Origin of the sequence: Natrinema sp. H-ect1 (assembly GCF_041821105.1) — an archaeon.
In the GTDB taxonomy this organism is placed as follows: Archaea; Halobacteriota; Halobacteria; order Halobacteriales; family Natrialbaceae; genus Natrinema; species Natrinema thermotolerans.
In genome coordinates this window covers 391,171-410,663 of sequence record NZ_JBGUBA010000001.1, presented here as the reverse complement: position 1 = coordinate 410,663, position 19,493 = coordinate 391,171, and the positions used below count along the sequence as shown (strand labels likewise).

The 19,493-nt window shown below is 59.3% G+C and carries 25 protein-coding genes and 1 tRNA gene; 6 read left to right on the top strand and 20 right to left on the bottom strand.

Annotation, left to right across the window (positions count from 1 at the left end):
• From ACERIM_RS02130 to ACERIM_RS02050, 17 genes are all read right to left on the bottom strand, one after another.
• Positions 1-738, bottom strand: a complete 738-nt coding sequence (locus tag ACERIM_RS02130; protein WP_373631004.1) for a phage tail protein — start codon at positions 736-738, stop codon at positions 1-3.
• Positions 739-800: 62 nt separating this feature from the next.
• Complete coding sequence (locus ACERIM_RS02125; RefSeq protein ID WP_373631002.1) at positions 801-1,040, bottom strand: hypothetical protein; 240 nt, start codon at positions 1,038-1,040, stop codon at positions 801-803.
• A 6-nt stretch (positions 1,041-1,046) separates the two neighbouring features.
• Positions 1,047-1,784 carry a hypothetical protein gene (locus tag ACERIM_RS02120; RefSeq protein ID WP_373631000.1) on the bottom strand — a complete coding sequence of 246 codons (738 nt, stop codon included), beginning with the start codon at positions 1,782-1,784 and terminating at the stop codon, positions 1,047-1,049.
• A complete protein-coding gene (locus ACERIM_RS02115; protein ID WP_373630999.1) occupies positions 1,784-2,275 on the bottom strand; it encodes a hypothetical protein in 492 nt (163 codons plus the stop codon). Before ACERIM_RS02115 ends, ACERIM_RS02120 begins: the two co-directional genes overlap by 1 nt.
• Entirely contained in the window at positions 2,276-2,551 is a 276-nt protein-coding gene (locus ACERIM_RS02110) for a hypothetical protein (RefSeq protein ID WP_373630997.1), read from the bottom strand.
• A gap of 102 nt (positions 2,552-2,653) precedes the next feature.
• Complete coding sequence (locus ACERIM_RS02105; protein ID WP_006649200.1) at positions 2,654-2,830, bottom strand: hypothetical protein; 177 nt, start codon at positions 2,828-2,830, stop codon at positions 2,654-2,656.
• 6 nt (positions 2,831-2,836) lie between these two features.
• A complete protein-coding gene (locus ACERIM_RS02100) occupies positions 2,837-3,625 on the bottom strand; it encodes an ATP-binding protein (protein ID WP_373630996.1) in 789 nt (262 codons plus the stop codon).
• Positions 3,622-4,200: a hypothetical protein gene (locus ACERIM_RS02095; RefSeq protein ID WP_373630995.1), complete on the bottom strand. Its 579-nt coding sequence runs from the start codon at positions 4,198-4,200 to the stop codon at positions 3,622-3,624. Before ACERIM_RS02095 ends, ACERIM_RS02100 begins: the two co-directional genes overlap by 4 nt.
• Positions 4,197-4,736, bottom strand: coding sequence for a hypothetical protein (locus tag ACERIM_RS02090; RefSeq protein ID WP_373630993.1), 540 nt, complete (start codon positions 4,734-4,736; stop codon positions 4,197-4,199). Before ACERIM_RS02090 ends, ACERIM_RS02095 begins: the two co-directional genes overlap by 4 nt.
• Complete coding sequence (locus ACERIM_RS02085) at positions 4,733-5,380, bottom strand: hypothetical protein (RefSeq protein ID WP_373630992.1); 648 nt, start codon at positions 5,378-5,380, stop codon at positions 4,733-4,735. The genes ACERIM_RS02090 and ACERIM_RS02085 overlap by 4 nt, the downstream gene beginning before the upstream one ends.
• Positions 5,377-6,471 (bottom strand): hypothetical protein, encoded by a 1,095-nt coding sequence (locus ACERIM_RS02080; protein WP_373630990.1) that lies wholly within the window; start codon positions 6,469-6,471, stop codon positions 5,377-5,379. Before ACERIM_RS02080 ends, ACERIM_RS02085 begins: the two co-directional genes overlap by 4 nt.
• Positions 6,471-6,794, bottom strand: a complete 324-nt coding sequence (locus ACERIM_RS02075; protein WP_373630988.1) for a hypothetical protein — start codon at positions 6,792-6,794, stop codon at positions 6,471-6,473. Before ACERIM_RS02075 ends, ACERIM_RS02080 begins: the two co-directional genes overlap by 1 nt.
• Before the next feature lie 509 nt (positions 6,795-7,303).
• Positions 7,304-8,203 (bottom strand): hypothetical protein, encoded by a 900-nt coding sequence (locus tag ACERIM_RS02070; RefSeq protein ID WP_006649193.1) that lies wholly within the window; start codon positions 8,201-8,203, stop codon positions 7,304-7,306.
• Positions 8,204-8,577: 374 nt separating this feature from the next.
• A complete protein-coding gene (locus tag ACERIM_RS02065; RefSeq protein WP_373630987.1) occupies positions 8,578-9,339 on the bottom strand; it encodes a hypothetical protein in 762 nt (253 codons plus the stop codon).
• Between the two features lie 5 nt (positions 9,340-9,344).
• Positions 9,345-10,019, bottom strand: a complete 675-nt coding sequence (locus tag ACERIM_RS02060; protein WP_373630986.1) for a hypothetical protein — start codon at positions 10,017-10,019, stop codon at positions 9,345-9,347.
• Positions 10,020-10,101: 82 nt separating this feature from the next.
• Positions 10,102-11,286, bottom strand: coding sequence for a hypothetical protein (locus ACERIM_RS02055; protein ID WP_373630984.1), 1,185 nt, complete (start codon positions 11,284-11,286; stop codon positions 10,102-10,104).
• Positions 11,287-11,334: 48 nt separating this feature from the next.
• On the bottom strand, positions 11,335-12,027 hold the full coding sequence (locus ACERIM_RS02050) for a hypothetical protein (protein WP_373630983.1): 693 nt from the start codon (positions 12,025-12,027) through the stop codon (positions 11,335-11,337).
• 436 nt (positions 12,028-12,463) lie between these two features.
• Here ACERIM_RS02050 and ACERIM_RS02045 point away from each other — a divergent pair, with 436 nt between their 5' ends.
• Complete coding sequence (locus ACERIM_RS02045; RefSeq protein WP_373630982.1) at positions 12,464-13,051, top strand: tyrosine-type recombinase/integrase; 588 nt, start codon at positions 12,464-12,466, stop codon at positions 13,049-13,051.
• A gap of 39 nt (positions 13,052-13,090) precedes the next feature.
• Here ACERIM_RS02045 and ACERIM_RS02040 read toward each other — a convergent pair whose 3' ends face one another.
• The gene (locus tag ACERIM_RS02040; protein WP_373630981.1) at positions 13,091-13,720 is read right to left on the bottom strand and encodes a hypothetical protein; all 630 of its coding nucleotides are present in this window, start codon (positions 13,718-13,720) and stop codon (positions 13,091-13,093) included.
• Between the two features lie 334 nt (positions 13,721-14,054).
• The gene (locus tag ACERIM_RS02035; RefSeq protein WP_373630979.1) at positions 14,055-14,366 is read right to left on the bottom strand and encodes a PhiH1 repressor; all 312 of its coding nucleotides are present in this window, start codon (positions 14,364-14,366) and stop codon (positions 14,055-14,057) included.
• Between the two features lie 452 nt (positions 14,367-14,818).
• Here ACERIM_RS02035 and ACERIM_RS02030 point away from each other — a divergent pair, with 452 nt between their 5' ends.
• From ACERIM_RS02030 to ACERIM_RS02020, 3 genes are all read left to right on the top strand, one after another.
• Complete coding sequence (locus tag ACERIM_RS02030) at positions 14,819-15,175, top strand: helix-turn-helix transcriptional regulator (RefSeq protein WP_373630978.1); 357 nt, start codon at positions 14,819-14,821, stop codon at positions 15,173-15,175.
• A gap of 189 nt (positions 15,176-15,364) precedes the next feature.
• A complete protein-coding gene (locus ACERIM_RS02025) occupies positions 15,365-16,132 on the top strand; it encodes a DNA cytosine methyltransferase (RefSeq protein WP_373630976.1) in 768 nt (255 codons plus the stop codon).
• Positions 16,129-17,136 (top strand): tyrosine-type recombinase/integrase, encoded by a 1,008-nt coding sequence (locus tag ACERIM_RS02020; RefSeq protein WP_373630974.1) that lies wholly within the window; start codon positions 16,129-16,131, stop codon positions 17,134-17,136. The genes ACERIM_RS02025 and ACERIM_RS02020 overlap by 4 nt, the downstream gene beginning before the upstream one ends.
• Positions 17,137-17,250: 114 nt before the next feature.
• On the opposite strand, the gene ACERIM_RS02015 is transcribed toward ACERIM_RS02020, so the two are convergent.
• Positions 17,251-17,322 (bottom strand) — tRNA-Ala (locus ACERIM_RS02015).
• Positions 17,323-17,478: 156 nt separating this feature from the next.
• Between ACERIM_RS02015 and ACERIM_RS02010 the strand changes: the two genes are divergently transcribed.
• Together ACERIM_RS02010 and ACERIM_RS02005 are read left to right on the top strand one after the other, a co-directional pair.
• Positions 17,479-18,180, top strand: coding sequence for a class I SAM-dependent methyltransferase (locus ACERIM_RS02010; RefSeq protein ID WP_373630972.1), 702 nt, complete (start codon positions 17,479-17,481; stop codon positions 18,178-18,180).
• A 262-nt stretch (positions 18,181-18,442) separates the two neighbouring features.
• Positions 18,443-19,393, top strand: a complete 951-nt coding sequence (locus ACERIM_RS02005) for a WD40/YVTN/BNR-like repeat-containing protein (protein WP_373630970.1) — start codon at positions 18,443-18,445, stop codon at positions 19,391-19,393.
• The last annotated feature ends 100 nt before the right edge of the window (positions 19,394-19,493 follow it).

The window sequence follows — 19,493 nt, the reverse complement described above, 5'->3', positions numbered from 1 at the left end:
CTAGATCAGCCCTCCGGTGAGGTTGCCCACGGCATCGCCGGCACCGTCGACGAAGTTCCCGCCAGCGTCGGTCGCGCCGTCGACGAAGTTTCCACCGGCGTCGGTTGCACCGTCGATGAGGTTGCCGCCGGCATCGGTCGCGCCGTCGACCATATCACCGCCGGCGTCGGCCGCGTCGTCACCGGCACCCATCAGACCGCCGAAGAGGTTGCCGCCGGCATCGGTGACCCCATCGAAGGTGTCGCCGATCGCATCGCCGACGCCGTCCGCGGCATCGGTCGAGCCGCCCCAGACATCGCCCAGGACATCGCCACCGAAGTCGCTCGCGCCGTCCGCGAGATCGGTCGCGCCGCCCCACACGTCGCCGATCGCGCCACCGATTCCGCCGGCTGCGTCGGTCGAGCCGCCCCAGATGTCGCCGATCGCGCCACCGACACCGGCTGCGGCGTCGCCGGCTCCACCGGCTGCGTTGGTCGTCCCGCCGACGATGTTGCCGAGTGCGTCGCCGATCCCGTCGGCAGTCTGGCCGGGTCCACGCATCGTCTGCATCCAGCGATAGACGACGTAGCCGACGATCGCGACGCCGACGATCATCGCGATGTTGAACCCGCGGCTGTTCTTGGCTGCGTCGCTGAAGTTGTCAGAGACGTTGCTCACGGCCTCGGCAGCGGGTTCGGCGGCGTCGCCGGCCTTGTCGGCCGCTTCGCCAGCAGCCAGGGCCGCTGCAGGTCCCGGCATCTAGCTCACCTCCCTGTCGATACTGTCAGTGGGGCCCGTCACGAGCCCCTGCGTGTGTCCGTTCATGAGCGAATCGTGACGAACACCAGCAGCACCGCCTGCAGCGCGAGCAGACCGATCATGATGTCGTCCTGCGTCCACTGCGTCCCGTAGACGAGCCGTGCCGTCGGGCTCTCCGGCGGCTGCTGGGGTTGATTCTGGTTCGCCGGCCTCGAGGTCGTGGTCGCAGTCGCTTCGGACGACGTAGTCGTCGTCACTGCTACCTCTCCGGGTCCAGTTCCTTCGGAAAGACCGCCCTGCACGGGGGATCACCCCCGGACTCCGATCATGTCCTGCTTGACCGCCGCGCCCAGCCCGTCGATACGGGCCTCGGTCTGGAACCGCGGCAGCGACAGCAGGGCGTTTCGCGCTCGAGGCGTCCCGTTGGCCCGCTCGGGGGCCTCGAACGCGACCTTGTACGGTGCGTCGACGACGACCTGCAGCCGGAACTTGCGGGGAAGGTACGGCTGCAGGGGCGTCCGATCGAAGCCGAACCGGATCTCCTGCTGGGCCTGGTCGCGAGTGTGCAGGATCGCCGTCTGTGCCTCCTTGAGCGTCTGATTGACCTTGCCGCCCGCTCCGGGCGCGGTCTTGCGGATCTCAACCGCCGCCGGATCGCGGGGAACGTAGAAGACGTCGAGGTCGGTATCGGTCCCGCCCGAAGTGTAATCGAAGGCGTTGGCGTCGTAGTCGACGCTGTCCGGATCGACGACCGCGCCGTCTTCGTAGAGGACGAACGACTCGGTGGTCGGACACTCGATCAGGTTGTGACCGAGTTCGAACGTCTCCTGATCGTCGGCAGTCCCGTTGGTCGTGAAGTGTTCGTGGGCCGGGAGGACGACCCGTAGTTCGCTGTCAGGGTCGTCGCGGAGTTGGAGCGGCCGACCGAGCTGGATCTCGGCGACGACACTCGCCTCGCCGGGAGTGGCCGCCTGGGTCTCGAACTCTCGGAGAGAGACACTGCCGGGAACCCAGTTTGCCGACTTGAGCTTGTGTTTGACCGCCATTACTCGAGGTCCACCTCCGCGAGCGCCGCTTCCTCGAAGTAGATCTCACTCTGGGTGTGATCGATCGGTTCGGAGGAATCGACGAGGATGTACGCTTCGTCGATGTCCCGTACCTCGAGCTTCTCGCCCTTGAGCTGGTGCTTGATGGCGTCGACCTTGCGGTCGTCCTGCTGATCCGAGACGGAATTTTTGATGTAGCTCGCGATCGTCGACTTCGGGTCGGAGACGACCTGAACGCTCTCGTCGGTCGGTGCCTGGTAGCCGAGCGCAACGCGAGTGTCTGCGGGGAGCGGGTTGCCGTCGGCGTCGCGAAACTTCGCGTAGATCGGGACGCCGACCTTGCTCCCCATGTCGACGGCGTTGCGGATGAGAACGCCCACACCGTCTTTGGGATCGATCGAGAGGACCGGCGTCAGCTGGTCGGTGACGTTCGTCTCCGTCTCGACGTACTTGCTCGAGTCGCCGAGAGCGGCGTAGAGAGAGAGGCTCATTTAGGCCAGCACCTCGTTGATCATGCCCTGGGCGTTGAAGCGCTCGGCAGCCTCGCGGACGGCGAACGCGCCCGAGCCGAGGGTGAATGCACGGTTGTTGACGACCATCTCGCCGACGGCCATCCCACCGATACCGAAGATTTCCGAGGGGAGCATCGTCCCCGTCGCGGTGTCGATGAGGTACGGGACGAGGTAGCCCCCCGCGACGAAGCCGACATCCATCCACACGTCACTGTCAGTCAGGACCTCCGTGGCCTGATCGAATTGCATTGCCATGCGATCCGACCAAACAGCCGAAAACAGGAATAAGAGCGCGTTAGAACCGCAGTCAGCCGACGCGGACCGCAGCGGTTGCCCGCAGTTGCCCGCGGACCGCCGTCACGGCCGCGGCCGCTGTCGGCCACGATCGTCTTCGAGGTCCTGTTCGAAGTCCGCCATCAGGGCCCCAACGACATCGGCCCGCGAAAGTTCGTGACCGCGACGGTCCTCGAGGCGATCTTGAATCCGTTCGAACTGGTCGGCCTTGCTCCCGCGGAGCGTGATGTCGGTTCTCATCGTGAGTTAGTCGTCGAAGGGGTGTTTGATCCGGACTCGGTCGCTGCCGTAGTGCGTGCTGTTGAGCGTCCAATCGCGCGAGTCGATCCGCTGCAGCGTCGTGTCGTCCGAGTAGATCCACTCGGACCCGATCGTGTTGCCCGCGTCATCGCTGAACCGGCGGAGCGTCAGGGGCTCGCCGTCGACGAGGAGATCGTCGGGGAGCGTCCGCGGGCATCGCTCCGCGTCGGCTTTGTGAACGTCGGCCGGGTACTCGACGATGCCGCGGACCTTGTCGAGGTCGTTGCCGGAGCCGAAGCCGCCGAGCATCGACGCCTGACACTGTGAGGCGATGTCTTCGTCGAGTTTCGCGAAGCGCTGGGTGACCCACCCGACGCCCATCCCGTCGCCGTGCCACGTCGTCGCGAGCGTGTCGAAAGCGTCCGGGTAGCCCTTCCCCTGCGGCGCGAGTCGATGGGCCTCGTCCAACCCGAGGAACGTCCGCTCGTCCAGCTGGGCCAGCGCCTCGATCACCGTCGCAATCGTCTCCCGCCAGGCGTCGTCGGTCATCCCGTCGCGGCCGAGTTGCAGGTTTCCGTTGTCCTCGAGGATCCGCCGCCACTCGGCCCGAGACAGGTTCTCCGTGCCGGGTCGGATCGGAAGACGCTGCAGGAGTCCCGACTCGACCAGCCCTGTGTACTCGTCTTTGTAGTCGACGAGGACCGTTCGGTCGTACTCCGGTGCGTTCCGCTCGGTGTACGCCTGCAGCCCGTAGCTCTTCCCCCAGTTCGTCCGGGCACCGAACGCGAGGTTCATCCCTCGAGGTCCTCCGCTACCTCGTAGATGCCTTGCTCGGCCATCTCGAGTCCGCCGGCGAGGGCCTCCTCGAGGACGGCTTGGCGTCTCTCGTCGGACCACTCGATGACGGCCTCGCGGAACGTCTCGAGGTCGTCGACATCGAAGCGGGTCCGGACGTGAGCCGTCGCGAGTTCGTCGACGCCGCCCTCGATTCCCTGCTCACGGTAGCGGTCGGCCCACGTCTCTTTGGTTTCTTGCCACTCTTCCGCCGTCTGATCGGCGTACTGAGCGGCCTCCTCGGGGTTCTCGAGGTCGTGCATCGCCTCCGTGACGTACCACGAGGGGAGCGAGCCGTCGATCATCGCGAGGGCCATCGAGCGGATTTGACCGACGCGGTCGTCGACTGACGGCAGTCCCTCGAGGGGTTCGATGTCGTCGCCGGCCGCCTCCTGGAGGTCGGCGACGGCCTCCATCATCCGCCGCTCGCGATGGGCGACGATCGAGAGGAACGCCTCGGCCTGCTGGCTCTTGAAGAACTGTTCTGCCATCGCTTTCCGTGGATCTCCGCCGGTTGCAAGGTTTCGCAGATTCATGCTTCCTCCATCGACAGGTCGTTCATCGAATCGAGCGCGCCGTCGAGCATCTCCGCGTCCTCGACGAGGACCATCACCGCGAACAGCGACGTGAACGCTACGAGCCCCTGTCCGGGCCCGAGGTCGGGATCTCCGCCGAAGTTCTCGGCGTACCACTGGTCGAAGTAGTCGTCCAAGTCGAGGTCCTTCGCGAGGGCCGCGTACTCCTCGATCGACTCCGATCGGTCGTCGACGCCCGACCCCATCCGTTCCTGCCCGATGGTCGCACCTGCTCCGAGCGCCTTGCAGTAGATGTGGCCGGGAGTGAGGTCGTTCGGCGAGTCATCCGCGCCGTCGCTGGCGTCCGAATCGTCCGCTGGGTCGTCGACGTCTACCTCGTCGCCGGCGTCGTCGGCATCATCCTCGGCGTCGGCCGCAGCGACCTGCTCGGCGATCTCCGGGTCGACCTCCGCATAGGCGTCCTCCTCGAGTTCGGGTCCGGGTTCGTCACCGGTGTCCTCGAGGTCGTCCTCGGACTCGTCGACCGCGTCGCTCACCGGAGGCCACCCCCGCTTTCGCGGTCGATGCCGTTGCCGGTCGACTCGTCCTCGTCGTCGGGGGTCGGGTCGGCCGAGTCGGCATCGATTGAGTCCGACCGGCGGCGTCGCCACAGAACGATCACGACGGCGATCGCGACGGCCGTCCCGATCAGGAGTGCGGTCGTCCGAAGACTCGGGCCGCCGAACGAGGGGCCGGTCGAGGGGGTCGACCCACCGCTCGAGGGCCCCTGAGGGCCCCCTGTTTGCTGGTCGTCTCCCTGGTCGTCTGGGTCCCACGGGTCGGTGCTGTCTGCGGGTTCTCCCTGGTCGTCCGGTTGGTCGTCGTTGGTCGTGGTCATGTCGTCGTCGCTCGAGGGGGTGGTCGAGGGGTCCGAGCCACCGCTCGAGGCCCCCTGATCGCCCCCTTCTTGCTGGTCGGTTTGCTGGTCGTCGTCGCTCTCGCCCCCCTCGCCGTCCCCTGCTTTGCCTGCCACGGGGGCCCCTACCCACGCCCCTTGATCCCTTGCTCGCTGGTGGTCGTCGTCGGGCTTGGCGTTGACGTGGCCCTGAACCCCCTCCTTCGAGGTGAAAGGCGGTTGGTCGTCGTCCCATTCGTCTTCGTGCTTTTCGCACCCCTCTACGGGGCAGAAGTAGCCTGTCATGTGTCGCTCTCGAAGTCCTCGAGTGCTTTCGTGTCGCTACGCCTCGCTCCGAACTGGCCGAGTCCCTCGCGTTCGTCGGGATCGTCGCTGTCACCTTGTCGGAGGTAGCCGTCTTGCTGGGCCGCACGGAACTCCCTCGAGGGGCTGTCGGTCCCTTCGTCGGGCTCGTTCACTGCGTGGTCGAACAGCGTCTCGCCGGTCTCGTCCTCGAGCTGACGGTCGTCGGTGAGTGGTGGCTCGTCGATATCGTCGTCACCGTCGAGCCCGTCGACGATCTCGGTTGTCGGATCCCACCGAAGGGGCCGCTGCAGTCGCTCGAGTTCGGTGAACGCTTGGATTTCGTCTTGACCGTGCGCTCGGCGGATGCCATTGATGGCCTTCGCCGCGGCGATCGCGTGGTTGACCGAATCGCCGGCTTCCGCGAGGGCCGCCTCGAGCGTGTCGGTCGCGTTGTGGTAGCCTTGCCAGGCCCGACGGATCGCACCGAGCCACTTCCCGGTAATTTCGTCGGACGGGATTTCGTCGTCGAAATCGGAGAGCAGCGTCTGTACCTCCGATTCGTCGAAGCCACACTCGTCGGTGAGGAACTCGCAGGCGGCATCGTCGCCGTCCTCACAGTGGGTCGCCGCGTTGCCGCATTGATCGCCTGCAGCTCGCGTCTGGGCGAGTTGCTCGTCGACATCCGATTCGGCATCGAGGCGATCGCCGCGCTCGTCTCGAGTGGCCCGCTTGGCAACCTCGCGGTGTTCGTCGACGGTGAGCGACGGATCGAGGTAGGCGAGCCAGTCGTCGACGCCCTCGTCGCGCATCGCCGCCTTGATCGAGCGGGCCCACGGGACGTTCGCCCGCCCCTTCGACCAGTCGATCGACTCGATTTCGTGGTCCTCGAGCGGGAGCTGTCCCGAGCCGTCACGGTCGGTCTGGCCATCGGACGCTTCGACCGTCGCCGTCTCGAGGACGTGGTCGGGTGCGTCCGAGGAGATCGCGACGGTCTTGAGTCGGCGATCGTCGTCACTGCAGAGGTGGTCGGCGTACTCGTCGCGGAACTGGTCGGCCGCCGCTTTCGATCCGAACTCGATCCGTTCGGTCATCAGTAGGTTCCGGTGATGTAGCGGGCGAGGCGACAGTTCTTCAGCGTCCGCGAGTGGCCGTCGTAGCCGCCGGTCGGTTCGGTCTGTTGGAGCGACGAGCGCTCGAGGACATCCTCGAGGTCGGGGGTGACGTGCCAGGATTTCTGGCCGGTCGGCGTATCGACCCAGACGACGGGCCACCCGTCGTGCCAGTACCAGCCCGCGGTGTTCGGGCCCCAGGTAAGGCGGATCGCTCTCGCGAAGGCGATCGCGAGGAGATTCCGGTCGTGGTAGACCTCGTCGATAGGCTTCTCGTCAGTCGGTGGCGGGTTGTCTGCACCCATGCTTCGATGGGACTCGAGAGCGAGTGATAGCGGTCGGGAATATCATAGTCTCGTACTGGTGAGACTAATGTTTAAACAGGTTCAGCACCAGTTAGGAACGTAGCCATGCCGATCCACCAGTTGACACAAGTTGGTCGTACGTCTGGCGGCGTTGTACTCCCGAAGGGCGAGCTTCGGGCGCTTGGATTGGTCGACGAAGAGGGCAACGTGAAAGATCAGCCAGTGCGGGTGACACGGACCGATACAGGAACGTGGGAAGTTTCGGTTATTGACCCGGAAGATTATCCCGCACCATAGGGACCGATATTGACCACTTTATCTGGTACCGCTGATAACCGCAGAAAACAGAGGAATGTTGGGAAGTTTTATCTCTGCCAACCCCATAGACATCTCCAGCAACCATGTCGCTACAAGAAGCTGTTCGCGATGTCAGTGAAGAGTACGACATTCCGGACAACGAGCGGCTTCAAGAATTGGCGCGGTCGAACGCGCACCTTCGCGACTAATCGTTACTCCGTCTTCGTACCAGGACTGCCGTTTTCCGCACGCAGAAAGTCGATAAACGCTTCTTCGGTTAGAGCTGGCTCTTGGACGAGGTCTGCCTCTCCCCCTCGAGCAGCCAGTTCCTCGGCGAACTCGATGCAATGTGCTTCATGTAGTTTGGCGTATTCCTCCCACGCCTCATAGTAGCGCATATCGAGTTCGTAGTCACCAAGTGGAATCTCGATATCGTGCTTCCGGCGGACGATTTCACACCCGTTCCGTTTCAGCGTGAGGAAGTACAGGTTGTGTCGTCGCACGGTTAGCAGCCGCTTTGATTCGACGATATAGGGATCGACCCACTCGCGCCATTCGTACTCTTCCGTGTGCGTTTTCGGCGTTTCAAAATCGGCCCCTGCTGCCTCGAGGTAGGTTTGGGCCATCGTAATGCCTGTTCGATGATTCGCGTTCGGAAGCGAGTGTCTGAGGATCAGATTTGACATGAGACTCCCGGCAACATCGGTCACAGAGCCGTCCCACGAGACGTGGTCTAACGCCTCCGGTACGCGATCGATCTCGAGGTTTTTGTAGATCGCAAGCTCATCACCGTTTTCCCGCTCTTCCTGCTGCATCTCCGCGAAGAATTTGAGCAGCCAGATCGCGACAACTCGGCTCGTCGGATCCATCGGGTCTAAATCGTCCTGCAACTGCGCGGGGCTGATTTCCCGATCGAGATCGTCGGCCGTTCCCGACACCCCCGGCGTATAGAGTACACGTACATCGCCGTTCGGCAGCGAGTAGTCCATCACCTTGACATCGTCAGCTGGGTCGCTGAGTTTGTCCTCGAACGCATCCGGATCCGTACTGACATCCTCGAGAGAGTAGTTGATATCGTCCGGATGGTGTTGATGAACAACTCGAGTCGGCATCTGATTGGCTTACTACTACGAGGAGAGACGGATATATCCGTTGTCCTTAGCGTTCCGTGGTGTCCGCGAACCCACTCCTCGAGGACGTTTGAGCAGAAATTCAAGCTGATTTCCGTGCTGATAGCGCGACTCCTCACGTTCTGTATGGACAAATACGCAGATCGAGGACACTATGGTCTGCTGAGTACAGAGTGTAAACTGACTGCACTGCCTTTGTCAAAATCAGAGGCTGTTTGTGTCGCCATGCCAAGGCGCGAATGCAGCACAAGGATCGGCCTGATCTGTAACAGAGCGATTGCTAAGTTGAGTTTAAATTGGATATATCGTCCCGCCGAGTCATGTAAAACCAAACACCAGCATACTGATCATAATATCTAAAGTCTGGTCAACGTCTCTGTGTGGATAATATCTCCAGTAGAAAGGTCTTGGAATTGCACTTCTTGTGTTCCTGAAAGGGTGGGTGCGGAAAACTCGATGTCGAAGTGTTCTATATTTGAATTTTCGCCCACCCTAAAACGTTTTCCATCAAAATCCATATTACCCGGCTTGTCTTTGAAATTGACATAGACTTCGGTCCCACCGTCCACAAGTATCCACGACGGGCCCTGTTCACTGGGCCAGTCGACGGTAACTTCGGCTTCTCCTTCGCTCTTGAAAGTCGGGATCTCGTTTCTGGTATCGTTAATAGTGTCAATACTACCATCCTCCAAGTTCTTTGGATAGCAATTTAGACACTCGTCAAGAGGATTCTGTGATTCACTCTCGACTTCGTTACCAGAGTCACTGTCTCCCGCGTAGACGTCGACGTCAACATTTTGATTGACATTTTGTTCAGTTTCTTGGTCTACATCCTGCGCGCCGACTTCTTGGTCTACATCTTGGCCACCTACTTCCTGGTCTACATCCTGCGCGCCGACTTCTTGGTCTACATCTTGGCCACCTACTTCCTGATTCTGATCTACGTTTAGGTCTTGGTCTACATCCTGCCCACCATCTGTTTTCTCTTTTGAGTCATCACCTCCGTTCCATCCCAGTAGATAAACTACATACGCAACAACCAGTCCGGTGACTATGAGTGTGATATAGTCGTTCCCCCAAGGAATCGGTGATTGCAAAGCGTTCTGGAGAGGGAACATAATCATCATTCGAGACTTTCAAATTGTTCGAGAACCGCGCCAGCAACGACGTATTTCTCGAATAGCTGTAAGACGTATTCTTTTCCGTCACTGGAAACTGAGTCTACGAAGTTTAGAATCCCTGAATCGTAACTGACATTGATCCGTTCCCCCTGATGATAGAAGACAGCTCTTGCTTGGTCAAGTGAATAGTCTTGTGCCAATTCCCTCTGGCTTAGGTGAGCAATGTCCTCATCGGAGAGTTTGTTCCCGCTCTCATCCCTCACTACTATCTGTGTTTGGGTTCTGGCGCTACAAATGAAAGACCAGAGATTAACCCGTCCATAGCTAACGGACATTAGAACATCATCGGCCTCATCTTCCAACCTCTTATTTAAGCTCTGAAGGATAGCTCTTGATTTAGTTTCGTCAATCTTTCCCTGCAAGATGAACAGGCCGGATTCTTCTCGATACCGGAAACTGATAGCTTCTTCGTTAGGAGACAGGGACGGAATGGGACTACTCTCCTGATAATATACCGTACCTGTATATTCTGTCTGATATGAATATGGGTAGTCTTCAACGATCGGATCAGCCGTTTCGCCCTCTGGATCAATTTCGACTCTAACCGACTCAGAAGAAATTTCAGATATGTCTTGCCGCCCTATATTACCTCGGTTGGCACGTCGGATAGAGTCCATAGATTAATCTTTCTGCGAAAGGCCTTTCTTATTCAGCGGCTTTGGATCAGGGCTGCTTGGGTACATGTCTTTCTAATTCGTCCTACGCGGACACCCCCTCATCACTGTCTTCGTCGTCAGCGACTCCACTCCCGTCTTCGTCCTCGGTTGTTTCATGTTCCTCCGCATCTTCTTCACCACCCTCTTCCTCATCTTCAGATAAGAACCCAAGGGCGTCCGACAAGTCGTACTCTTCCAAGTCTTCATCTCGTCGGCGAGCCTGTTGTTTCAGCACCCGCAAGACAGTTGACTCATTGTGTATGTCTACGCCCTGTTCGTGGCACCGTTTGAGCATCTCGGCAATGAAATCGGGAGGGACAATTTTGTCACTATCTGCAGGGTCCTTGTTGTCCCATTCATCATAAATCCGTAAAATTTCATGGGCAACTTGAGTGGCGAACCCCATCTTCTCGATCTTCTCCGAATTGCGAAGCCCAGCCTTTGATGCCTTGATCTGGATCTTCTCTGGTTGAACCTCTACTCGGACAGATTCTTCCTCGTCATCCTCAGGGCCTGTTTGAATTACAAAATCGCCTTCAAGCATCGAAACAGATTTTCCATGAACTAAGCAGAGAAGGAAGTTGGGAGCATCCCTAACATCGGGTGCATCCTCCACGATACTCGTTTTTCCCAGTAGGTCTTCTGACCCTTTGGCCTCGGCGTTAGCTAATCTGTCCGTCTCCAATTTCGAACTCAGTGGCTCCTCGTTAGCATGCTTGTAGAAGAGCCATAGGAGGAAATCGAAGCTGAGACGCACAGTTTTGACACTCGCATTGCCACTGAAATTCGATTGAATACTCTCTCGTGCGTCCTCTGCTTCATCTTCTGCACCTCTAATTAAGAGATAATCCGGGGAATCCCAGAAGACATCAACAGATGTCTCTTCAGGTATCTTTACTTTCTTGCGTTTTCCAACTTCAACCTCTGCTTCTTCGGTATTATATGATTCATCCCTATACCGCAAAGCAACAAGTGAGTCAATGAAATTCTGTGTCCCCTCTGGGAGTTTTGTTGAATAGTCTCTCACCTGGGAGCGTTCAAATCCATCTCCTGGATCTCGTGAATTCCCCTGCTCAAATACCTCGAGTATTTCGTCAAGAAGAAACCCCTCAATGCTTCTTGGAACTCCAGTTAGATTCGGATTTTCTACTTCCGAAGTACGACATAGCTCATTAAACAACAGATGGCCGTCGTACTGTAATTCCCCATCTTCCTCTTTAGATGCCATATTCCCATCCAGAGAAAGATAGGTTATAAATTTAACTCAACCTATACGCTACTTCTCTTTCTCGTATGCCAGAATTTCATCGGCAATATATTCTGCAAACTCCTCAGTTTCGATGTTACTCGGATTGTAGACCTCAACGTAGCCACTCTCTGCCAATGTTACCTTCATATCATAACCCATCATTTCATACTGGAGACCAAGTTGATTAATCTGAGACCGTTCCAACACATCGCCAATGTCGTCATCTGATATCACGTTCTCACCATATACGACTCCCTTTTCGGCTTGTCCGATGTTTCCATAGAAACCGATTTGCCAAGGGTCAACTCCCTCTGCTGTGTAATAGTCATCAGCGTAAGCGTTGAGGTTCAGTTCTGCTCTCTCAATGTGGGTCCCCGGATGTTGGGATTGGAGCAGGTCAAATGCGAATGTCCCTGAGCCACTTGAAACGGCTATGAACACTCCAGGAACCGCAACGAATTGAGTATATTTACTCTCTTTTGTAGGTCGCTCACCTACACTGATTTCTCCTGTTTCAGGATCGACTTTGACAGATTCTACGTCTTCAATTACTTGTGTAGCAGCCTCTCCTACGTAGACTGTATATCCAGAATCCCGGTGACTGGTTCGGTTCACCTGCAAGGACCTTGTGAACCTCCGTCCATCCTGCTCTTGGGTTTGATGGAACGGTTCTATCTCGTCAAACTTCCCATCGATAGTTCCGATAACTCCTGCTCGCATATCTCATGTCTTGAAGTACCACCGTAAAGTCTCTTTATCATATATCCCGGAGAAGTAGACTAGGGTGTTTAACTGGCCAGAGAGGATTAGAATGAAATCGGGTGATCATTGAGTTGATCACATCCCTCTTGGTAGTCCATCTTTCAGCACCTCTACGCCACAATCAACGCATTCCAAGAACCTACTGCCTGTTCCAAAGGTAATCGACCGGAACAAACAATGTGATGGCTGTATCCTCTATATCTTGCACGGACTTCTACCAATTAACGGAGATACCGAACTCGCCGCGGTAACTCTTTCACCTGCACTTATCGTGAATACTGTGTCCGGGAATTCACTAAGAGTCGGACAGAATCGGCCCGATCTCCCCCTCGAGGACCACCGAAAGAACTAGATTGCTGGCGGTTTTTGTCCGGAATGCAGGCAACCCGGACGCATGAATCTCCAACAGCACGAGAACCGCGACGACATGAAGGTCTGGCTCAGCCAGAACGAAGTAGAACAGTTGCTCGAGGCGGCCGACGACACCCAGCAGCGGATCGCATTCGCGCTCGGAGCGCGGTGCGGGCTCCGCTCACACGAGGTCCTCGACGTTGCACCGGAGGACATCGTCGATACTGACGCTGGGACGATGCTCCGCGTGTGGCACGGGAAGGGAGACAAGTTCCGTGAGACGCCAGTCCCGCGCGATCTCGCGACGACCATCCGGACGGTCGACGACGTGCGCGACGCGCCGACCAGCTCGTCGCTCGTCGAGATCACGAGTACGCGGTCACTCCGACGGTGGGTGCGATCGGCTGCCGACCAGCTGTACGACGAGACGGGAGACGCCGGCTGGGATCACCTCGGCTTCCACGATCTCCGACGGACCTGGGCGACTGCACTCGCCTCCGACGACGTCGACCCGCTCTTAGTCTGTGACTGGGGTGGATGGAACGACCTCGAGACCTTCCTTGAGCATTACCGGGGTAGCTACAGTCCTGAAGCCCAACAACGAGAGCGCGGTAAGGTCGGTTGGCTATGAAATTCGTGTAATCACTGTGTCAATACACCGTCTACGACCTTAGTTATCGATAACGAGTTCCTCCACGTGGCTAGCATTGAACTGACTTACAAACTTTTGAGAGAGATTCCGAAGGTGAGTTCGGGACCGTCGGTCAGCATTCGGCTGTGTTTGCTCGAGTCGAATCTTCTCGAAGAGATCATTGAGTGTAACGTGATGCGTGTATGCTGGCTCTTCCTGAGGATCAGTCGCGGTATGGAGGATCCAGACAAAGCCGTCAGTAGCAATGCCGACGATTGGTCGGTCAGTAGCCTTCTGCAAATACTCGAACGATTCTTTTCGAGCATTTTCGATCCGGCCGGGTTTTTTGACCTCACCGAAGTTCGTGATATCGAGGTTTAGTGCGGTGAAGTCCGGATAACGGCCACCAAGTCCATTGAAGCCCGTTGGCTGAAATCGAGGTTCATACCCGAGAACCCGCATCACTGGATCGATCAATTCCTTCTCAATAAATCGTTCCGGCTTCTGCTCAAGTTCACTACCTTGGAGAATAGCGCCCTCAAGAATGACCTTCGCAGCGTGTTTCTCCCCTGCTTGTTCGTTTAACACTCGAATGAATCGCTCAATAGCACGAACTAGATTCTGACTCCGTGCATCGTTCTGAATATCAGAGAGATCGTCTTGTTCCATCAACTGATTGTGTATTTTTCTATCAAATGAATCTACGGGAAATGCTACCCGCGAAGCGCTCGAGGCGATGGCTCCGGCCGATTCTCAACATCGAGCTCGCCATCGAGGTATCCCTGTCCTTCGCAGGTGATTTCGTACATGTTGCTATCCTCGAAGATCGGAGCGACTAGTCCGACCTGAGAAAGCATCAGACATCGCTCCTCAACCCGCCCACGAGACGCAGTGAGTTTGACAGCTTGAGATATATGTCGCGGTGTCGACCACGGATCCTCAGAAAGATGCTCGAGAATCCGTTCATCAAGCGTACACATCCAGCGGGCGGGTTTTCGGCTCATTAGGGTTGAGTGGTTCCACTGGCGCTCGGTCCATCTCTCGAGCTGCCGCCGTTGAGGTAGGTCTCGTTTTCGGCGTCGTACTCCTCGTCGAGGTATGCTTCGCCCCGCTCGGTGATCGTGTAGACTCCGTTTCCGAGAGGGGTGAGGAGACCATGTTCTGCAAGCTTCTTGCATCTCCGGGATACCGATGATTGAGAGATTCTAATCCCATCCCGGTCGGTGAGATCTCCTACTCGTCCTGCATCCTCGTCTCGAACGATCTCCAGAATACGGTCATCCCAGATAGTCATCCATGTCCCAGATTGTCTCATTGTGATCCAAAACGGTATCTGTGGCCCTAATGGTCCGGAATATACTGTTAAAAACAGAATTAGGCACCTATAGCTAACCGTTGCATTTATGCAAGACTAGCCTAACAGTGGCTGTACGGAGCTACCAACTCGGCTGAAGATGACTCTTGTTGGTATGTGAGACCGGGCGGCGCTGGCACGCCGCCCAGAAGGTAGCTCCGGTGATCCGAATGAATCTCGGAACTTCCGTGGGGAATGCACCCCACGCACGGCAAGAGGTATCGCCAGCCAAAAGGTCTGACGCTCGGTGCGCTTGTGGGGCTCGAGCGGACGGCTACGACGCTAGGAGCAATGAATCGGTCTGTCGCTCCTGTGCGCACCTCCGAGCTGACGGTGGCCCTGCATCGGGCTCGCCTGAGGGTCGGCAGCAAGCGGACGAACTCGCCGAGGACTACGAAGCCGAGCCCGAGCTGGTGGCCGACGGCGGAACCTTCTGGGGAGAACTCTCTGGCTTCCAGCGAGACATCCTCGAGACGATCGCTGGGCTCGAGACAGGCGGGATCGATCCCTACGGGCTCGCGATCGAAGAAGCCCTCGAGGAGTACTACGGCGAGATCGGCCACAGCCGACTATACCAGAACCTCGATAGACTAACCGACGACGGATTCATCGATCGCGGCGAGCTCGACGGGCGGACGAACAGCTATACGCTGACGCCCGAATCTGAGGCGCTGCTCGAGGAGAGCGTTCGCCGACGTGCGGACGCCTGTGGGATCGAGATCGCCGCGACCGACAAAGGTGACGAGGTGAACGATGAGCAACGATCCTGAAGCGGTCACCTGTCGGACCTGCGGCGGGCCCGCCCGACGGATCGCGTGGGGCGCAACAGAGGCGTCCTGCTACCGCTGTAGTGAGTGTCACGCTGGCGGGCACATCGTCCGTACCGAAGACGGCAGAGAACTTCGGCGAGGCGGTGTCTTCCGTCAGCTCCGGAACTACGCGACACGGAGGGCTCGAGCATGAGCGACGAATCCTCGAACGGAACTGCTCGAATCTGTATCGACCTGTTTGCGGGCCTCGGTGGTTTCTCGAGTGCGTTTGAGGAGAGCGACGAGTGGACCGTGTACACCGTCGAGATAAATGGCGAGTTCAGCCCAGACCTGTGTGCCGATATCTACGAGCTTCGGCCGACGGACCTACTCGAACTGATCGGCCTCGATCGAGAACAGATCGATGTGCTGGTCGTACTTGCGAGCCCGCCATGCCCAGAGTTCTCGACGGCTGGCAATCACGACCACTGGGACTTCGACACGCAGACGCCGATCCACTCTGATGCACGTCAGGCGATCGCGCTGGTGTACCACACGCTGGGCCTGATCAAGGCGCTCGCGCCCGACTACTGGTTCCTCGAGAATCCACAGGGACGCCTCCGATGGTTCCTCGGCGAGCCCACGGGGCAGGTGACCTACTGTCAGTATGGCCGCCCATACATGAAGCGGACCGATCTGTGGGGCGAACACCCGCCGATGACGTATCGCCGATGCCAGCGCGGAAGTAAGTGCCACACCGCGAACGTCGAGTACGACGGAACCAGTGCGACCCGCGTTCTTGGCGATACGAAAGCTGAACGGTCGAAAGTTCCACTCGAGTTGTCAGAATCGATCCGTAATGCCGTTGACGACGTCGTAGATAATCCTCCACCGGAACAGACGACCTTGCTTGCACGGGCCGACGGCGGAAGTGCCCGGCAACGCGACACGAATATTGACAACGGAGGTGAACGATGAGCGGCGACCTCGAGCCGATCTCACCCCGCGAGGCGGTCGATCTCTACGTCTCCCACCGCGAACTCGAGGTGAGCGAGAAGACGCTCCAGAATCACAAGTACCGGCTTGACGCCTTCGTCGAGTGGTGCAACGAGGTCGGGATCGACAACCTCAACGATCTCACCGGCCGTCATCTCCACCAATACCGAGTGTGGCGACAGCAGGACGTAAACATCGTCACGCTTCGCGGGCAGCTCGCGACGCTGCGCGTCTTCCTCGAGTTCTGCGCGTCGATCGACGCCGTCGAACCAGGGATGCGCGAGCGGGTGAAACTGCCAGACGTCGACCGCGGTGACGAAGCGCGCGACGAGATGCTCGACGCCGATCGCGGCCATAAGATCATCGGCTACCTCGAGCGGTACAAGCGCGCGAGTCGCGACCACGTCATCATGGCGATCCTCTGGCACACGGGGATCCGCCTCGGGAGCCTTCGAGCGGTCGACCTCGAGGACTACGAGCCCGACGAGCAGTGCTTCTGGTTGCGGCACCGACCCGATACGGGCACGCCGCTCAAGAATCAGGGGCCAGCCGAGCGGGCGATGGCACTCGACGACTACTACTGCGATGTCCTCGACGAGTACATCCGGTTCCATCGCCACGATGTCGTAGACGAACACGGCCGCGAGCCGCTCGTCACGAGCGACCAGGGGAGGCTGAGTTCCGGCCAGATTCGCTCGGAGGTGTACCGGCTTACCCAGCCCTGCATGATCGGGGAGTGCCCGCACGACCGCGATCCGAACGACTGTGAGGCCACGGAGTACGGGCACTACTACGACTGCCCGAGCAGTCTCTCGCCGCACACGATTCGGCGCGGGGCGATCACCTACCAGCTCCGTGAGGACATTCCCGAGAAGATCGTCAGCGACCGCTGTGACGTTTCCTCTGAAGTCCTCGATCGCCACTATGACCGCCGTACAGACCGTGAGAAGATGGAACAGCGACGCGACTTCATCGAAGATCTATAACAGGAACATGACTCTCACACAAGCCGCTGTCAGCACTGTCGTATCGATAGCCGTCAGAACACCCTTAGGGAACGGAATTCGGCAAGTAGAACGCCTGAAACGCCAAATTTCGAGTGGACTCGCCGGGATTTGAACCCGGGGCCTCTCCCATGCCAAGGGAGTGATCTACCCCTGATCTACGAGCCCTCGAGCGCATTCTCCAGTTCCCGTCGGGAATAGATAAACCCCTCGAATTCATCGAGGCCCGTCACGGATACACATTCGTCGGGGCGACACGGGCAGCCCGTACCGTTGCTCGCGGTGGCGAACGCTTTTTGACCGTCCCGAGACGAGAGCCAACGGATGGCCGGGAACCGGGACCGAACGCAGCGTCGGGACGGAAGTGATGTGAAACGCGGCGATGTCCGGGAGACGTACGACCGGATTGCGACCCACTTCGCGTCCACGCGCGAGTACGCGTGGCCGGAGGTCGAATCGTTCGTCGCGTCCCACGCGACCGATCGGGGCTCCGATGCGGTCGGGCTCGATTTGGGGTGTGGCAACTGTCGCCACGCCGAACTGCTCGCAGCCGAGTGCGGGTCCGTCGTTGGCCTCGACGTGAGCCGTGGCCTGCTCGAGACGGGTCAGGAACGCGCCCTCGAGCGGGGGTTCGACGTTGAGTTGGTGCAGGGAGACGCGGCCGCGCTGCCGCTCACTGACGACGGCGTCGACCTAGCGGTCTACGTCGCGACGCTGCATCACCTGCCGACGCGAGCGGCGCGGCTGGCAAGCCTCGACGAACTCGCCCGCGTGTTGTCCCCGGACGGTCGTGCGTTGGTCAGTGCGTGGTCGACCGCTCACGACCGGTTCGATGCGACTGAGGGGTTCGATACGACCGTCGAGTGGACCCTCCCCGGCGGCGAGCCGGTCGATCGGTTCTATCATATTTACGCGCCCGAGGAGTTCGAGGTCGACCTCGCTGCCAGCGACCTCACGCTCCGGGAGTGGGAACTCTCGAGCGGGAACTGTTATGCCACGGTCGCGGGCGCGGGCCAGTCGGGATAGCGCGACCGTACCCGGAATTCGGTTTCGAGAGGGATCGTTCGGCCGACGGTCGCCCGGTGGCTATGGTGGTATTTGTTCCCGTGACAGGTGATTCCACAAGCGATCCGACTCGCTATTTTAGCCGGTCGAATCCGTAGATATCGGCCTCAGTCCCACTCGATGAAAACGGTGTGAAATCGAGTAAAAGGTCCGGAATAGACGCTAACGATCTGAAGAACGTCCGGCTTTTATGATGGTCTCGTCCACCAGACCGGAATGCGCTATGACGCGCTTGACTCGACGTTCGGCGCTGAAGGTCGCAGGCGCATCGCTTGCCGCAGCCACCGTCCCCGCGACGGCTGCCGCCGCCGAGAGCGACGACGGGTGGACCGTCGTCGAGACGCCGGTCGATAGCACCCTCCACGACGTCGCCTATACGGCCACCAACCCGCACGCGGTCGCGGGCGGTGGGCTGGTGATCGAACGCACCGCCACCGGCTGGGAGGTCGTCCTGCAGGGCGGCCCGACCGGCAACGGGAACGACCTCTACGGGGTCGACACCACCGACGACGGCAAGCGGCTCTGGATCGTCGGCTCGAGCGGTGCGATCGGCGAGTACGACGTAACGACCGGGAACCTGGTCGACCGCTCGGCGCCCAACGATTACACGGCGAACTTCAACGACGTCTCCGTCACCGGTCCCGCCGGTGAGGCCGACGTCTACGTGGCCGACGACTCCGGATCGATCCACTACAGCTTCGACAACGGTAAAGAGGGCACCTGGAACTACGTAGTGCCGGGCAGCGGCTCCGGGCTGAACGCGATCGAGTTCTACGCCGACGGCGCGGGCCACGTCATCGACACCAACGGGAAAGTCTTCGCCACCGACGACGGCGTCACCTGGAACCCGATCGGCATCGAGGACGCCGGTGTCACCTACTACGGCCTCGACAGCGACGCCGAAGACGACGTCTACGTCAGCGGCGGTAACGCGTCCGTCTTCGACTACACCGGCAGCCGCTGGATCCCCGAGAGCCTCGGCGACGCCGCCCTCTTCGACATCGAAACCGAGGCCGGCACGGGCTACACCGTCGGCAGCGGTGGTGCGGTGTTCGAACTCGAGGACGACAAGTGGATCCAGAACACGACGCCGGTCGGTGAGAACCTCCGTGCCGTCGCCACCGGTGACGTCGACATCGCCGTCGGCTCCTCGGGCGCGCTGCTCGAGCGGTAACCGCCGGCCGACCCGCGGTGTGGACCGCCCGGTAGCCCGCTGATCGCTAAGTACCGATCTCCCGTTTTCCCCTCAGGACCCCGTGATCGCGAGCGGGCGG